We start from the raw sequence: 15437 nt of genomic DNA, 5'->3' as shown, positions 1-15437 counted from the left end.
CTAAAAACGTTTAACTATCTAATTTATGGAAAACTTAATTAACTCGGAAAACTTTAATGAACTGAAATCGCTTATTGAAAATAAAATTGCCGATCTGCCAGACAGCTATATTTTAATCGGCGCTGTGGGGTCACTTTTACTTTCGTCCTATCTTAGTAAAAATGGATACCCCGAAGCAGGCTCTCTTATTGGAAAACTCGCTTTACCGGTAGCAGGTATCGGATTGGCGAAATACAAGGACTCATTGGCTGCAGCCGCAGGAAAAATTACCGAAAAAGTAGATGAAATTTTACCCAATAGTCCAATTGGAGCCAATGCAGACTAGATCCTAAAATTCAGAATAAGAAAAACTGCAGACCAGAATAATTTCTTTAATAACCGCTATCATCCTCCAGCACATATCAAAATACTATTTTACCCAAGTCAAAAATGATAAAACCTTAGGAAATGACTATTGAAACTATATTCCAGATCTTCATAGAGGCAGTTGCCGCTACATCCCTAATGACCCTTTTCAGCTATGCTGTTTCAGCTGCCGCAAGGGAAGTGTACAAAGAACCTCTACTGCTTACATATGTTATGTCTTTTTTACGCATTGAAGTCTCTTTGAATGTTAAATCAATTTTGGCTTGGGTTGTCCATTATCTGATAGGGATCCTATTTGTAATCGGATATCACGTAATTTGGAATAATGATATTATGGAAATCTCGTGGCTGACCGCTCTTATTCTAGGAATCTGCATTGGGTCAATAGGTATTGCGGGATGGATGATATTATTCAGCCTCGTTCCTAAAAAGCCTGCAATCGATTATAAAGGCTACTATATCCAGCTTTTTATTGCTCACCTAATATTTTCCGCAACAGCTTTTAAAGTATATTTATTGTTCAATTGGCCCTGATAAGTAAAAAAACGAATTAGATTCCACAAATTTCTAACACTTATAATCCGGCACGCTGGTTTATTGCTTTATTGCCATAAATGAGTTTAGCCTCCAAATTTTTTGATTGCCTACTGATAAAGAGTAGATCCGCTATAATTACAATATTAATAAGGACCTTCGATGTTCCCTTGAATTGCGCCCTGCATGTTGGCACCTTACGGATTTTTATCTTCTCATTACACGTACAGCTCCTGAAGAGCAGAAAAGCCTTTAGGCAATTACAGTGATGAGAAGCACTGCTATAAACGAAAGTATCGAAAAAACCATTACATTGATGATCATACTTTTTCTTTCTATCGAATTCTGCGCCTTCTCTATTACATCTTTTCTTTTTCTTTTCTGTATTTTCATTATATTGTATTTTAATTTTTCAACAAGGTAAAATTAAGGTTCACCTCAGGGAATCATTTACAGTTTTTCATTCCGATGTATCATAATTCGGATTTTGTTGGAGCTCTGTTCCTGTGAAACATCAAAGATTGCAGAAATTAACGGTTAACGCATCCAAAATAGATATAAAAGAACTGCTGCTAAGTTAGCCATTCCGGATCGGAATCTCAAGTGCATAAAAATTAGGGGAAGAGGTTTTCATTCACAACAGGTTGAAGAGGGTCGCTGCAATGCAGTGGAATTAAGAACAAACCTTCCAAGCACCGTAAGCAGATTACGAGTCTGCTTTGCGATAACCTGCAACAGATAGGAAGAGCATAAAAAAAGAAAGCCGATAATTGCATTGGCTTTCTGTGGCGGCAAACTAAAACTAAGAAGCCTGCCAGACCGAAGGCCAGCGGGCTCCCTAAGATAAAGAACCTTTTAATTATTTGATGCTGACGGCCCTCTGAAGGCTTTCCTTGTCGATAAAGACCGCAATATACTGCTGGACTTCATTTTTTTTTTCGGTCGCCGTCTCAAAGGTATTGATGTGATAATCTTCGTCCTGATCCAAAATATGGATAATCTCGGTGTAGCCTTTTGAAATCAGGCTGCCTTTGAGTTTTAGTATCGTATGCTGCTCTCGTGCATCCAAATCTTTTCTCACCTTTAGCTGTATCGTTTTTTCCATTGTGAAAGATCTGCTGTTTTAGTATAATCAATCAAATATAATTATTTAGATATGATGCACACTTATTGGCAATGTTAAAAAAATAGTTAAATCACTTGATTAAAAAAATTGAATAAACGACTAGCTGTGAATTTCATCTTGCCCAGATTATAGTCAACAGCTTAAAAACTATTTTCCATCTCAAGACATTCATCTTCTGGAGATTCATATCAAAAAATACCTCCGTTTACATCCGGGATAACTGATTGCAGATAAACTGAAATTGGAAATTGATTTATTTACACAATGAAATTATGTAAAGCCACAACGTAATTCTATAATCGAAAGCCTGCAGATCAATTTACTTTTGATAAAATTTAAAATGCTAAGGCAGGCCTCTATATTTATATAATAATGAAATCACTAACCTTTTCCAGCTTCAGGAAGAAATCAGATAAGACCTTTCGTGTCATCTGCGCTCAAAATTCCGCAGAAACAGTATTTGCGGCTCAAAAACAGCAGACGGCGGCAATACCGGATCTCTATCATGGGCAAGATGACGAGCCGGACTTTGATTGTGATTCCGTGACGGATACAAATATTTTGCAGCGACAATACAATAGAGCCCCAATCTGGACCAGCACATTCAGATCATTATAATGGAAACCGGCGGAATAGCAATCTACAACCATATCTATATCTAGATTCACATTATTAAAGCGGTGCATTTTTAAAATATAATAAAATTCAAACCGTAAAACAGAGATAAGCTATTAAAATTGTATATTTGAGATAGCTGCACTTAAGCAGAACCCTATTATGACTAAAAAAATATTCAGGCATGTCCTGCTGGCCGATGACGATATAGATGACTGCGATTTTTTTTCTGATATTTTTTCAGAACAGTTTCCTGATTTAAAACTCTCCATTTCATACAACGGATCAAAATTGATCAATCTGCTTGAAGGTCCTCCGGAGCCTGCAGCAGATTTGATTTTTCTGGATCTTAACATGCCTGTTCTCTCAGGACCGGAATGTTTGAAAAAAATAAGGGAATCACAGCATCTCAAACATCATGTTATTGTCATTTTTACCACCAGCAGCAATCCGGCCGACATTCAAAGAATGTACGAGTTGGGGGCCGATTACTTCATTACAAAGCCTGCCGACTACAGTAAAATGGCACAACTGATCAACAAAGCGGTTAAACTGGTATCTGAAAATGACAGCAGACAGCCAGCTTTTGAAAACTTCTACATAACAATTTAACTGGTATTATGACGAATCTTCCAGAATCAATGAGAGAAAGTGTATTGCGTGACGTTATAGATACGGCACCTTTCCCTATAGGGGTATACACCGGTTATAACATGAAAATAGTCCTGGCCAACAAGTGTATGATTAAGACATATGGAAAGGGACCTGATGTAATAGGAACCAACTACACTGAAATTCTTCCCGAACTTAAAAATCAGGAAATATTCGAACAGCTCAGAGAGGTGCTCCATACCGGAAGACCTTTCGAGGCAAAAAATGCTAGGGTAGACATTGTTGTGGAGGGTATCCTAAAACCGCATTACTTCAATTACAATTTTACCCCTATATTTGATGTGGAAGGAAAAGTATACGGAGTCATGAATACGGCGGCAGAGGTTACCGAACTCAATGTAGCCAGACAGCAGACCATAGAAATTGAAAAAAGATTAAGACTGGCTGTTGATGCCGCACAACTGGGGACATTTGAAATTGATACGGATAAGGGAACTATTACCGGCTCCAAGCGTTTTTTAAGCTTTTTTGAAAAAGATAGTGAAATTTCACTTTCAGACTTAAACGGCCTGATTTATACGGAAGATTTGGCATTGTGGCAGGATGCCCTAAAAAACCTGACTCGCATGGGAGACCTGAACTGCGAGATCAGAGCAGCGGTCAATGATACGCTGTACTGGCTTAGATTTTCAGGATCGCTTTCCGAGAGTGACAACAAAGAAAATATTATTGTGGGAATTGCCCAGGACATTACGCAGCAGAAAAAAAACGCTCAGGAGCTCCTGCAGCTGGTAGAACAGCGCACTATGGAACTTAGACGCTCCAATGATGATCTCAAACAGTTTGGACATGTAATCAGCCATGACCTTAAGGAACCAGTACGCAAGATTTTATTGTTTTCCGATATTCTAAAACAGGAAACTGCCAAGGGACAACAGATGCCGCGCATCAGCCAGTATGCCAATAAATTGAACAAAAGTGCTGAACGTCTTACAGAGATGATCGATTCCATATTGAATTATTCTTCAGCCGGCAGCCCAGAGGTAGAAGAAGAAGTGGATCTCAATGAAACGATAGAAAGAATCAAGGAGGATCTTGAAATTAAGATACTTGAAAAATCTGCCGTAATTGAACATTCCAAATTGCCCACGGTGAAAGGGTCTAAAATTTTGTTCCATCAGCTTTTTTACAATCTTATAGCCAATTCTTTGAAATTTTCACGCGAAAGCTTTGACTCCCGCATCAAAATACAATGCAGTACTGATGAAGGAAATTTAAGAATCACCGTATCGGACAACGGTATAGGAATTGCTCCCGAAAACTCGATAAAAATCTTTAATGCCTTTGAGAGGCTTCATTCCAAAGACCAGTACGAAGGAACAGGATTGGGACTGTCCCTCTGCAAAAAAATTACCGAAAGGCATAATGGCCAGCTTAAAAATATTACTGCCGACGGTTCCGGCGCTGTATTTGAAATGACCTTCCCGTCAGATATTTTATCTTAATATTCATCCGAACACGAAACACATCCAGTGAGTATGCAGTTTGTAATGATGAATTTTCATGCATTATATAAATCCTGCTCCTAGTGACAGAAAGAGAATTCACCTGCAAACTTATAAAAATGCTCGAGACTGATTTTGAATTTATAAAAGAATTCCAATAGAGTCCATTGTTATATAAGACGAAATTGCCGCCTGTTTTCTAGACTCCAGTCCATATTCATAACTTCTGTGAGGAATAGCTTCATAACATCAAATGAACTCGGTTTTACCGCATAAAAAGAAGCGCCGAACTCATGAGCTGTTTCTATATCTTCAGGATCGCTGCTGGTGGAAAGCATTATGATTTTTACTCTCTTTAAATCGCCGTCCTGCATCTTGATTTCTTTAAGGCACTGCAGCCCGTCTTTTCCGGGCATGTTGATATCCAGGAAAATAATATCCGGAATTTCTGCATTGTCAAGAAGGCTGCTCATGAGGCTTATACCATCCTCCAATTCAAATATTTCAATGCAGGGATCGATTTCCAAAAGTGCATCAGCTAAAAAACCTCTGTCATCCTGGTCGTCATCGACTATTAGTATCTTGTGGGCAATATTTTTCTGGCCAGCCATAAATTCTAGATTGCAGTTAAAACATAAGACAAGAATTTAAAAATCAGCAAATCTCAATTGCATTGAGCTTTTTGAAAATAGATAAACGACCGAATTATATCCGTAAAACCGGTTAATAATTTCAAAGATAGGCAATTAATATCAAATGAAGCTATATAGCGATAAATAACGCATAGAAAGCTCTGCAGGATTTAAGACAGCACTCATTATCTATCGGCCTTATAACAACTTAAGCGGCAACTGCATCAATAATAAAGTGAAGCCGAATCTGAAAACAGCTTTTCAAAAATTAATCATATAAATTCTCAATTTACCTGCCTGCTCGAACAAATATTTAAATAAGTGTATCCTGCTCGTCACAGGGAAAATAAATGGTAATGCTGGCTCCCAGTCCTGATTTTCCTTCTGCAGAGATCGCTCCTCCCAATGCCTGCATTATCTTCTTGCATAGTGCCAGTCCAATCCCTGAACCGCTGTATTCCTGCTGCGTATGAAGCCTGGTAAAAACCTTGAATATTGAATCTGCATATTTCTGGTCAAATCCAATTCCATTATCAGAAAATTTGACCCAGCTGCAATACACTTTAAAACGCCCCTTTATAATTTCAGGCTGCTGCGAAGCGGTAATTTTTATAACAGGATTCCGTTCAGGAGAAGCATATTTTAAGGAATTTTGAATAATATTTATAAAAAGCTGCTTCATTAAAAAACCTATAGCGTTGACCTGTGGCAGTTTCTGGCATTCAATGACAGCACTGCATTCTGATATTAGATCGCTGTTTTCCTCTATTGCCGCATCAAGAATCAGATTGAGGTCTATTTTCTCGGCTGCCTCCCTTGTGTTTTTAATCCGCGTGTATTTCAAGATATCCTGCAGCAGTTCGCGCATTTTTGCCGCAGATTTTGACACGCGTTCCAATGAATCAATTTCAGGATGCTCAGGATCATGTCTTTTTTCGGAAAGCAGCTTGGAGGTAATCATCTGTATTTTCCTTAAAGGCTCCTGAAGATCATGGGTACTGATCCAGTTAATGTTTTCCAGTTCAGAATTGGTCTCCTTCAATACTTCACTCTGAAGCCTGTATTTCTCCTCCTCTTCACTTAGCAGGATCATTATTAGATTTTTATGAAGTGAATGCGCAAATTTCGCTGCTGAATTGATCTCGTACTCTTTCCAGATGCCGCTCTGTCCCTTGACAATCTGTTTCCATGTATTAAATGAGTTTCTTGGATGCAGCCCCTTATCATCTTTCACTATGCTTTTTTCCGGATCGCCTGCCCAGTTGATTTCTGAGACGGTTTCCGGCCTATACCAGATTATATGGTTTGAGCCTCCAAGAGCATGGTAAACTGCACCTGCAAAATTAGAAGAGCCTTCCAGCTCGGGTAAGTCCTCCCCTATTTTTCTGCTGGCGTAAAACTCATTGTAGCCCTTACTGCCCAATTGCGCCGTAAAACTTCTTATCTGATTATCTTCAGGGACCTGACCATTTTTATACATTTTATTTCTAAACAGTATGGAAACTCCTGAAGCATTGCAGACGGCTAATAATTCCGGCATTTGTATGAGAGTATCCAGAGAATCTTCTGCCAGAGGAAGATCAAGAGCCGTCAAATGCTCTAACGCTTGAAGTGTTTTCTTGGCATTCAGATTTTCATCATTAGATTCACGGATATCAATCTGCGAGGTAATGAACTGTCCCTGAAGTTTTGCCGCCAGCCTTACACCCGGAGATATATTCTTTTTCGAATAATGGTGGCAGGCAATGAGCCCCCATAAACGGTCATGGTGGATAAGTGAAATGGTAAGCGTAGCGCCGACTCCCATGTTTTTAAGATACTGCACATGAATTGGAGACGTGCTTCTTAGTATTGACAGGCTTAAATCAAGGTTTTTATCCTCTTTGTCATCCACAGTAAAAATAGGCACGGGCTGATAATTTATATCAGTAATCAGTCTGAGCTGGTTCCTGATATACAATTCCCTTGCCTGAACCGGAATATCTGTATGCGGATAATGCAGCCCTAAAAAAGGCTCCAGATCCTTCCTGCAGCTTTCCGCATACACTTCACCGTTATACTGTTCATCAAAGCGGTAGATCATTACGCGATCGTAGCCTGTTATCTCTCTGGTGCCTTCTGCTACAAGCGCACAAAGGTCTTTTAAAGATTTTGTGCTGTTCATCTGCGTTACAAACTGAATAGTCTGCGTGTAGACATCCGCCAAAATCTGTTTATCGAACTGAGGTTCAGCCTCAAGAACATATATATCGCCGCTTTTGTGTATATTGATTTGAAATTTCCTTCCCATAAGCTCTACCTCCAGCGGAAATACATCCTGAACCGTCTCAGAATTTGTGTAATTCAAAACAAGATTATGAGCCGTGCCGCCAAAAACAGTCTCAAATTTCTTTCCCAAAGCCTGCGTGTGGCTTAAATCAAGGAAGCTGGAAATATTTTCGGTGCAGTAGTCTATTATCCAGTCATTAGTAAGTCCAATTAAAAATCCATGCGGCTGGATATTTCCAGGAATATGTATGGGTTCTTGGTCACAGTTGGTTAAGGTAACCAGACCGCGGTTAACTATATCTTTAATCTTCATTAAATAATGTGAATTTAGAAAAGTACCTGGTGCGTGTGCAAAAGCAGGGACTTATCATGTTTTTAGGAAACAGACTTGACATTTACTGTGTTTTTATAGTAAATGAAAAAGGTGTAATCTAGCTGAATGTATAAATATTTGCTGGCAGGCTTGCATGCATATCATCCAGCGTATTCTTTAAATCGGTTTGTACGCCGATGCAGAGCTGCTTCATTATCATTTTCAGTTCATCAAAATCAGATGGCTTTACAATATAAGCTGCCGCACCCAATGAATGGGCTTCTTCTATTCCTTGGATTCGTGAGGAAGTGGCCATCATTACAACCGGTACATTTCCCAGCCTTAAATCCGTCTTGATATGCTTGAGCAGCTCCCAGCCGTTCATTTTCGGCATTCCGGCATCCACAACAATCAAATCAGGCAGCGGTTCCAGCTCAGAAAGCAGCTGAAGTGCTGCATCGCCGCTGTCCACAAATTTAACCGCAAAAGTCTCTTCCGTTCCAACCATTGCCCACTTGAAAAATTCAGCATCGTCGCAGTCATCATCAACCAGTAAAATTATTTTTCTATTCATTTTATGTTAATATAATATTACAGCGCTAATTCCATGCTGCAATGATGTAAGTAAAATTAAGCATCCCAATGATTCAAAGCAAGGGAAAACACAAGTTTATTGTCAAGATTAAGCAGCATGATAAAGATCAATAATCCACAAGTTTATTCTTTTCATTAACTACGCGCCTATTCCCAAAAAGCAGAAATAAAGTTTAATAAAAAATACTGAAAATAGAGCTTTTGAGGCTATCAATCATAAAATGACTGTCATTGAACAACAACAGCATCATTAAATGGATCTAGATAATCTCTCTGAGTATTTCCTGCAACTCTTCCATATGTACAGGTTTGGAGATGTACTTCACCCTGATATTGTTGCGGTCCAGCCAGGGCAGCATTACTTCTTCAGGAGGCGTTGAAAGCACAATTACCTCGATATGTCTGAGACGCTCTATCTGCAGCATGCGTTTGAGAAACTCCAAACCATTTACCGCCGGCATGTTATAATCTAAAAAAATGATGTCAGGCAGCTGCTCCGATACTGCTAAATCTTCAAGAGCTTTGGATGGATTCATTGCAGTGCGGCATAAAGCTTCTTTATTTACTTCCTGCAGCGCTTCCACAAAAAACTGCGTATCGTCGATGTCATCGTCGATCAATAATATATTTTTATAAGACATATCTATTTCTTTTTTCAGTACAGCTTGCCGCTGCTTGATTGCTTGGGATTTCCCGTGTCCGAAACCAGCCGCATTTCGATTCTGCTTAAGGCCTCCTATTAAAGGTAAACCATAATATCATTGCCGCTAGTCTTGATTTGGGCACTGCCGTCTTCCAGCAGGGAGGCAAGCAGATTTTTAAGTTCGGATTCCTGCATGCCGTAATCAAACGGGGCTTCGGTTTCAAAGTGAAATTCCAGCAGCGAAACTTCTTCAGGGTGGCCATTCTGGCTGTGGCTCTCCTCTCCAATGTAATCCAGCTCAAGCTGGCCCGCATGCAGCAGATCAGTAATAAAATGCAATTCCGTTTTTTCTGGAAGTAGGAGCTGTCCGGTCTTAAATATAATAGTATTCTTAGCCATGATTATTTTTTTATCTATCAGAAGACAAATTTAAATATACGGCAAATGAGCCGACTTACAGGATTAAAGCAAAGATTTATATTATTTCTTTTTTGCCTTCCAGTTAAAATAAAAAGTGCAAAACCATGCAAGTTCCTATAAATGATATGGCCAAGGTAAATGAATTTAGCATTGCAAAGAGCCAGGCATAAAAAAACACCTGCTTCAGGCAGGTGCATTAGATCTTTTTCATTTTTTTGGTTAAGCCAAAATCACATTTACGGCATTCGGACCTTTTTTCCCTTCCTTGACCTCATAACGGACTTGGTCCTTTTCACGAACGCTTTCTGAGAGACCAGAAACATGAACAAAAATTTCGTTTCCGCCGTTGTTTGGTGTAATAAAACCAAAACCTTTTTCTTCATTGAAGAATTTTACTGTACCTTCCTGCATTTTATATATATTTATTGATTTATTGACCTGCTAAATTTTTCAGCACTTTTTTTAACTTCCATACACAGCTGCCTTGCTTAAATTTTCATAATATCAATTATAAGGACCTTGCGGCTATAGCTGCGGCCAAAGATCCTACTATCTGGAAAATCTTTAAGAGAATTCGCCCACTAGCCCATCAGTGCTCTGAACCTGAAACATTTTTTACGCTATTCTGACAGCACAAATATAAGATTTGCCTGCACAGGACATTCTTACAATTTCCGCCGATCTTTATACAATTCCCACCTTGGCCAATATTTCCTTTAAATCAAACCAAGAATTATTTTCTCTGCCTATCGCAATTTCTTTATGGGAACAAATTGCATTCCCCCATTTATTTGGGGACGCATATGCTTTTTTGCCGCTGAATAGGCAATCATAGCCCATTCATGCGATAATGCTTTTTAATTCTCAACCGGAAAAAAAACATGAAAGCAGGTGCCTTTGCCAAGCTCGGACTCCGCAAATAGAATTCCCTGATGATTCATAACAATTCTTCTGCATAAGGCAAGACCTATACCCGAACCTGGATATATATTCTGCGGATGAAGACGTTTGAAAATTTCAAATATCTGGTTTTCATAATTTCTCTCAAAACCAATGCCGTTATCTTTAAAAATGATGTGATGAAAATTACACGGCTGAATCGGGCTGTTTGTAAAATTTGAGACAAAATCGGGAGCTGCAACCGATGCGCTGATTGTAATCTTTGGACAGATTTCAGGATTTGTAAACTTCAAAGCGTTGCTCATCAGATTGTAGAAAAGCTGGTTCATCTGAAGACTGGAGGCTTTTACAACGGGTAATTTTGCGATCTTAATTGATGCATTTTTCTCTTTGATCATAAGTTCAAAATCTATCCGTATATTTTTCAGGACAGCATTTAAGTCAACCTGCTGATGTATTTTTTCGGGCTGGATCAGACGCGAAAAGGCAAGCAGGTCTCCGATGAGCTGCCTCATCCGTTCCGCAGAAGTTCCAATCTTCATAATTATTTCTGCAGCGCTTAGCGATGAGCTTCCATTCTCCAGCATATCTGCAAAAAACCTGATTTTACGCAGAGGCTCCTGCAGGTCATGGCTCGCTACATAGGCAAACTGCGCCAGTTCTTCGTTGGAGTGCTTCAGGGCGTAATTAGATTTTTGCAGTTCGTTATTTGTTTCCTGCAATTGTTCAAGCACGCTTGCGAGTTCACTTGTTCTTAACTTTACTTCATTTTCCAACGCCAGCTGCATTTCTCTCTGCATCGTAATATCTTTGGCTGTTCCGCTGATTACCAGTGGCATTCCTTCTTCATTGAAATAGGTTTGCCCAACAGAATGTATAATGCGTTCCTGACCGGTAATGCCGTTAATAATCTTATATTCTGCCTCGTACTTTCCTCCCGTTTCTTTGTTTTGAGCGGCATCAAAGGCCCCTGTAACTCTTTTATGGTCTGACATCTTAATCACCGATCTTGCTTCATCGATATGCATCGTAGTACCTTTAAATCCAAATATTTCAGCATGGCGGGCTGAAACAGTCGTTATACCGGTTGCAATATCTGTAGACCATGTCCCCATTTCGGCAATTTCCACCGCTGCGCGCAAAGCTTCTTCCGCCTGCTCTATTTTCTTAATAGAGGTAATTTCTTTGGTGACATCAGAGCTGACATACAAAACGGCATAAACCTGATTGGAATCGTCAAATAATGGCGTAAGGCTCAAATTATGGTAAGTAGGCTCGTTATCTCGAAAATGAATTCCGATAATTCCGTCTTTATTAAAACCCTTTCCGGTATGATACACCATTTCCACATCCCTAACTAATGCTTCCGAATGTGTGTTTGAAAGCACATCTCTAATTGAAGATCCCTGAATAGCACTTCCCTTATTGACATTTGCGATAAATGGATGATTGGGATTTTCAATGCGCAAATCCTCACCTACGAAAAGACAGATTGATACAGGAGCCGCCTCGATAACGGTTAATAATTTGGATTCGCTTTCTCTAAGCGCAATTTCTGTCTGTTTGCTTTGGGTAATATCCGTTGCATGGACTATAAGCCCTATCACCTCTCCTTGCGCATTCTTATGGGGAGTATATACAATGCTGAGCCATCTGCCTATTCCCATTCTGGAGGGAGCAAACATTTCATATCTTTCCTGTTCGCCTCCGTAGGCTATTTCAAGATGCGGGAGTACTTTAGCATAAGCGGCTTCCCCGATAAACTCACGAACCGTCTTGCCAATGGCTTCCTGATTGTCCACGCCAAACCAATCCTTAAAAACAGAATTATAAGAGCAGTAGCGCATCTCTTTATCCAGATAAAATATCATGGCTGGAACAGTGTCTCTAAGCAGTTCAAGATGGGCCTCGCTTTCCTCTTTCTCCTGCTGCGCTTTTACCTGAGCCGTGACATCAATTGCGATATCCAGTATCGCATAAATCTCCCCCTCTTTATTATAAATGGGCGTATACGATATGTTATAGTAATTATCATTTAAAACGCCATTCTGATTTATTTTCACAAGTGATGCTGAAGATATAAACGGAATGCCTGTAGTGAATATATCATCCAAAATTTTTAAGTAGGCCTGCCCTTCCGTAATCAATTCCGGCATTGCTTCTCTGAGCGGAAGTCCTTCAATGTCCGGGCCTTTACCAACGATGTCTATAAAAGTCTGGTTCGGGTTTTCAATTATCAGATCACGACCGACGAACAGTCCTATTCCCGCAGGAGCGGCTGCTATAATGCTGAGCATCTTAGCCTCGCTCTGCTCCACTTCCCGACGGCTTAAAACCTGATTTGTTACATCTGTAGCAATTACCAAAATAATATTTGGCAGTCCCTCCAGATTATGGTGCAGCTGATAGGTTAAGTCTACATAGATATATTCGAGCCTGCCGTTGCGAAGCAGTTCGACTTCCACTTCCTTGGCGATATAAGCTTTGCCTGAATTTATAACTTCTCTCAAAAGCCCATCAAACCCCTGCCCTTTTATCTCAGGAAGAGCTTCAAGAAGCGGTTTTCCAATGATCTCTTTTTTATGGCGCCCGACAAGTTCACAATAAAAAGCATTGGCGCTTTGAAAAACGAGATCTTCAGTTACGGATAAAGTGGCAATGCCAACTGGAGATTGTTCAAATATAGATGCCAGCTGATTATGGCTTTCAGTTATCTGATTTTGTGCCTTAACGCTGATAGTAACATCGGAGCACATATGAAGAACCGCATAAACAGCATTATTTTCATCAAATAACGGTGTGAGAGAATAATCAAAATAATTGTTTTTTCCTGTTTTCTTATTTACGATTAAAGCTCCGGAAGCTTTGAAGACAGAACCGGAAGTATAAACCTGCAGCAGACGTTCGAAAAACTCATGATTGGTAATATCGGAAAGAACATCAGTTATTTTCTTTCCAATTATATCATCCTTTTTTTTCCAATAGCCAAGCATAACATCATTGGCAAGATCTACATAAAATTCCCTGCCTCGAAATAAAGCTGTTCCAACTGGTGCTTTTGCTACAAGACTTTTAAAACGATTTTCACTGATGGTAAGCTTTTTTTCTCTTTCCCGTTGTTCCGTGATATCAATAGCTATGGCGGTTATGTATTTTTTGCCTTCAGAATCAGCTACTAGAGAAACACTATTATTTACCCAAATTTCCTTTCCGTTTTTACACACGTACCTTTTTTCCATCAGGAAATCATTTCCGTTTACAATACAGTCCTCAAGCAGAATCTTGTTTTGTTCCAGGTCATCAGGATGGGTAAGCTCTCCTAAATTCATTTTCAGAATTTCTTTGCGGCTATAGCCAAGCATTTGGCAGTAACGCTCATTGACCTCAACAATACGTCCTTCTATATTTGCTTGTGCAATCCCGGCATTGGACTGCATTAATACGTTATTTAACTGAGACCTTGCGCTACTTGATTTAATAAGTGCTGGTATTGCTGCGGAACTTTCGATACAGGTTACAAAAAATCCTTGGGTCATCCCTTTTTTATCATATATTGCCCTGTAGCTAAGGGTTAAATATACATTCTTTACAATTGCATTTTGAATGAGTGATGCCGCAATATTATCTTCGGCTTTTGCGGTCTGTCTGACAGACATTTCCCTTAATGTCGACGCTGCTGTTTTCCATTCCGCATGGAGGACTTCATTTACAGGACATCCCAAAACGTCAGAATCAGTAAAATTTTTTCTTAAAAACGGGCGAAAAGAATCATTGTAAAAAAAATAATGCTCATCGCTCCATATTAAAAATGAGGGCACGGAAGAACCGAGGAGAATACTTAATGAAGAACAAAGATTTTCGCTCCAAAATTCAATAGCGCCCAAAGCCGTATCATGCCAGTTGAAATCATTGATAAGCCTGCCTAAATCACCACCCGTCTTTAAAAATGTATACTTATAATCTGTAATCTCTAATGGCTCCACCGTTCTTCTATTTATTAATTCAAGGGAAAGGTAATGTTTATTTAATCAGTAGCCTAATTATAAAAATTTAAACATTAATTTTAAATGAGATCAACTATTCAAACCAATAAAAATCTATTCTCAAAAATTTGCAGCAGATAATATGGCAGCCTCGCTCTAAACACATTAACCTTAAAAGAAAACTGCAGCAAAAGAATCTAGCACCAATCCAATAACAAAGGAATTCGGAAGATTTCTTCAATGTCATAATTTATTTACCAGCTTTGGAGGATATTTTAATTGAGCAATTTCATAAGGTGGCTCTAATAAATAGTTTAAATTTGCACAACCTTCAATCCTACAAATAAACATTTTTTGGAAGATTATGTTTATGGACAGCCCGCCTGTGCCCAAGGGGCATCCAGGCGGGTTTTATTTTTGTGCAGTCTCTCGCCGAATCGCTTCAAAACCATCCCCTTGCTTTCTTTAAACAACAAATAGGTGAACTTGATATTGCGGAACCTTTATATCATTGTGTGATTTAATACAATATCATTATAAAAAAATGCCTGTACTAGGAGGCGAAATGTTACGCATATACGACAAGTTTCGAAATTACTAGGGGCAAAACTCCACCAATATAGTTCCAGAATTAAAAACTAAAACACTAATAAACAATATGTTATTTTGAAAATTTAACACTTGAGTCGATAACATATGAAAAAGCAGATCTTTTGTGTTAAAAACACATTTGTTGTTTCCAATTTTATAATAAAATTCATAACTTAATATTTCATTTGATCGTTAAAAAGCAAAAATCATCGATGTAATGCTTCAAAAGCCCTTAAGGCTTTAAGCTTTTGTTTAGACTGCAGCTGACAAGCATCCTTTTTATGGCTCGAGACTATCAGATAAATCTAAAATCTTAAATAGCAGATATAGGAAAT

The 15437-nt window shown here is 39.0% G+C and carries 14 protein-coding genes; 5 read left to right on the top strand and 9 right to left on the bottom strand.

All coding sequences use genetic code 11. The features are described 5' to 3' along the window. Positions 1 to 25 precede the first annotated feature (25 nt). Together K6T82_RS05705 and K6T82_RS05700 are read left to right on the top strand one after the other, a co-directional pair. The gene (locus tag K6T82_RS05705; RefSeq protein WP_223704962.1) at positions 26 to 325 is read left to right on the top strand and encodes a hypothetical protein; all 300 of its coding nucleotides are present in this window, start codon (positions 26 to 28) and stop codon (positions 323 to 325) included. A gap of 122 nt (positions 326 to 447) precedes the next feature. Further along, complete coding sequence (locus K6T82_RS05700) at positions 448 to 900, top strand: hypothetical protein (protein ID WP_223704961.1); 453 nt, start codon at positions 448 to 450, stop codon at positions 898 to 900. Positions 901 to 1152: 252 nt separating this feature from the next. Here the strand turns inward: K6T82_RS05700 and K6T82_RS05695 are convergent, their stop codons facing one another. Together K6T82_RS05695 and K6T82_RS05690 are read right to left on the bottom strand one after the other, a co-directional pair. Next, complete coding sequence (locus K6T82_RS05695; protein WP_223704960.1) at positions 1153 to 1293, bottom strand: hypothetical protein; 141 nt, start codon at positions 1291 to 1293, stop codon at positions 1153 to 1155. Between the two features lie 466 nt (positions 1294 to 1759). Then, positions 1760 to 2005 (bottom strand): hypothetical protein, encoded by a 246-nt coding sequence (locus K6T82_RS05690; RefSeq protein ID WP_223704959.1) that lies wholly within the window; start codon positions 2003 to 2005, stop codon positions 1760 to 1762. 393 nt (positions 2006 to 2398) lie between these two features. Between K6T82_RS05690 and K6T82_RS05685 the strand changes: the two genes are divergently transcribed. From K6T82_RS05685 to K6T82_RS05675, 3 genes are all read left to right on the top strand, one after another. Further along, a complete protein-coding gene (locus tag K6T82_RS05685) occupies positions 2399 to 2644 on the top strand; it encodes a hypothetical protein (protein WP_223704958.1) in 246 nt (81 codons plus the stop codon). A gap of 159 nt (positions 2645 to 2803) precedes the next feature. Beyond that, positions 2804 to 3253, top strand: a complete 450-nt coding sequence (locus tag K6T82_RS05680) for a response regulator (RefSeq protein WP_223704957.1) — start codon at positions 2804 to 2806, stop codon at positions 3251 to 3253. A 29-nt stretch (positions 3254 to 3282) separates the two neighbouring features. Next, on the top strand, positions 3283 to 4758 hold the full coding sequence (locus K6T82_RS05675) for a PAS domain-containing sensor histidine kinase (RefSeq protein ID WP_223704956.1): 1476 nt from the start codon (positions 3283 to 3285) through the stop codon (positions 4756 to 4758). A 170-nt stretch (positions 4759 to 4928) separates the two neighbouring features. Here K6T82_RS05675 and K6T82_RS05670 read toward each other — a convergent pair whose 3' ends face one another. The 7 genes from K6T82_RS05670 to K6T82_RS05640 all read right to left on the bottom strand — a co-directional run bounded on the left by K6T82_RS05670 (position 4929) and on the right by K6T82_RS05640 (position 14511). Next, positions 4929 to 5369, bottom strand: coding sequence for a response regulator (locus K6T82_RS05670; RefSeq protein WP_223704955.1), 441 nt, complete (start codon positions 5367 to 5369; stop codon positions 4929 to 4931). A gap of 334 nt (positions 5370 to 5703) precedes the next feature. Beyond that, the gene (locus K6T82_RS05665; RefSeq protein ID WP_223704954.1) at positions 5704 to 7971 is read right to left on the bottom strand and encodes an ATP-binding protein; all 2268 of its coding nucleotides are present in this window, start codon (positions 7969 to 7971) and stop codon (positions 5704 to 5706) included. Positions 7972 to 8089: 118 nt separating this feature from the next. Further along, a complete protein-coding gene (locus K6T82_RS05660) occupies positions 8090 to 8545 on the bottom strand; it encodes a response regulator (RefSeq protein ID WP_223704953.1) in 456 nt (151 codons plus the stop codon). Between the two features lie 280 nt (positions 8546 to 8825). Then, positions 8826 to 9206, bottom strand: coding sequence for a response regulator (locus tag K6T82_RS05655; RefSeq protein WP_223704952.1), 381 nt, complete (start codon positions 9204 to 9206; stop codon positions 8826 to 8828). Between the two features lie 98 nt (positions 9207 to 9304). Next, positions 9305 to 9607: a hypothetical protein gene (locus K6T82_RS05650; protein ID WP_223704951.1), complete on the bottom strand. Its 303-nt coding sequence runs from the start codon at positions 9605 to 9607 to the stop codon at positions 9305 to 9307. A gap of 240 nt (positions 9608 to 9847) precedes the next feature. Next, the gene (locus tag K6T82_RS05645) at positions 9848 to 10039 is read right to left on the bottom strand and encodes a cold-shock protein (protein WP_223704950.1); all 192 of its coding nucleotides are present in this window, start codon (positions 10037 to 10039) and stop codon (positions 9848 to 9850) included. A 446-nt stretch (positions 10040 to 10485) separates the two neighbouring features. Then, a complete protein-coding gene (locus K6T82_RS05640; RefSeq protein WP_223704949.1) occupies positions 10486 to 14511 on the bottom strand; it encodes a PAS domain S-box protein in 4026 nt (1341 codons plus the stop codon). Positions 14512 to 15437: the final 926 nt, after the last annotated feature.

It is taken from the genome of Flavobacterium potami, from assembly GCF_020026915.1.
Taxonomy (GTDB): Bacteria; Bacteroidota; Bacteroidia; order Flavobacteriales; family Flavobacteriaceae; genus Flavobacterium; species Flavobacterium potami.
The sequence above is the reverse complement of the archived record's forward strand: the minus strand, read 5'-3'. Positions and strand labels throughout refer to the sequence as shown.

Coding starts and splice junctions, on each gene's coding strand:
- K6T82_RS05650 (WP_223704951.1), bottom strand. CDS start 9,607: ATGGCTAAGAATACTATTATATTTAAGACCGGACAGCTCCTACTTCCA.
- K6T82_RS05660 (WP_223704953.1), bottom strand. CDS start 8,545: ATGAATAGAAAAATAATTTTACTGGTTGATGATGACTGCGACGATGCT.
- K6T82_RS05705 (WP_223704962.1), top strand. CDS start 26: ATGGAAAACTTAATTAACTCGGAAAACTTTAATGAACTGAAATCGCTT.
- K6T82_RS05665 (WP_223704954.1), bottom strand. CDS start 7,971: ATGAAGATTAAAGATATAGTTAACCGCGGTCTGGTTACCTTAACCAAC.
- K6T82_RS05675 (WP_223704956.1), top strand. CDS start 3,283: ATGAGAGAAAGTGTATTGCGTGACGTTATAGATACGGCACCTTTCCCT.
- K6T82_RS05680 (WP_223704957.1), top strand. CDS start 2,804: ATGACTAAAAAAATATTCAGGCATGTCCTGCTGGCCGATGACGATATA.
- K6T82_RS05685 (WP_223704958.1), top strand. CDS start 2,399: ATGAAATCACTAACCTTTTCCAGCTTCAGGAAGAAATCAGATAAGACC.
- K6T82_RS05670 (WP_223704955.1), bottom strand. CDS start 5,369: ATGGCTGGCCAGAAAAATATTGCCCACAAGATACTAATAGTCGATGAC.
- K6T82_RS05695 (WP_223704960.1), bottom strand. CDS start 1,293: ATGAAAATACAGAAAAGAAAAAGAAAAGATGTAATAGAGAAGGCGCAG.
- K6T82_RS05655 (WP_223704952.1), bottom strand. CDS start 9,206: ATGTCTTATAAAAATATATTATTGATCGACGATGACATCGACGATACG.
- K6T82_RS05645 (WP_223704950.1), bottom strand. CDS start 10,039: ATGCAGGAAGGTACAGTAAAATTCTTCAATGAAGAAAAAGGTTTTGGT.
- K6T82_RS05690 (WP_223704959.1), bottom strand. CDS start 2,005: ATGGAAAAAACGATACAGCTAAAGGTGAGAAAAGATTTGGATGCACGA.
- K6T82_RS05700 (WP_223704961.1), top strand. CDS start 448: ATGACTATTGAAACTATATTCCAGATCTTCATAGAGGCAGTTGCCGCT.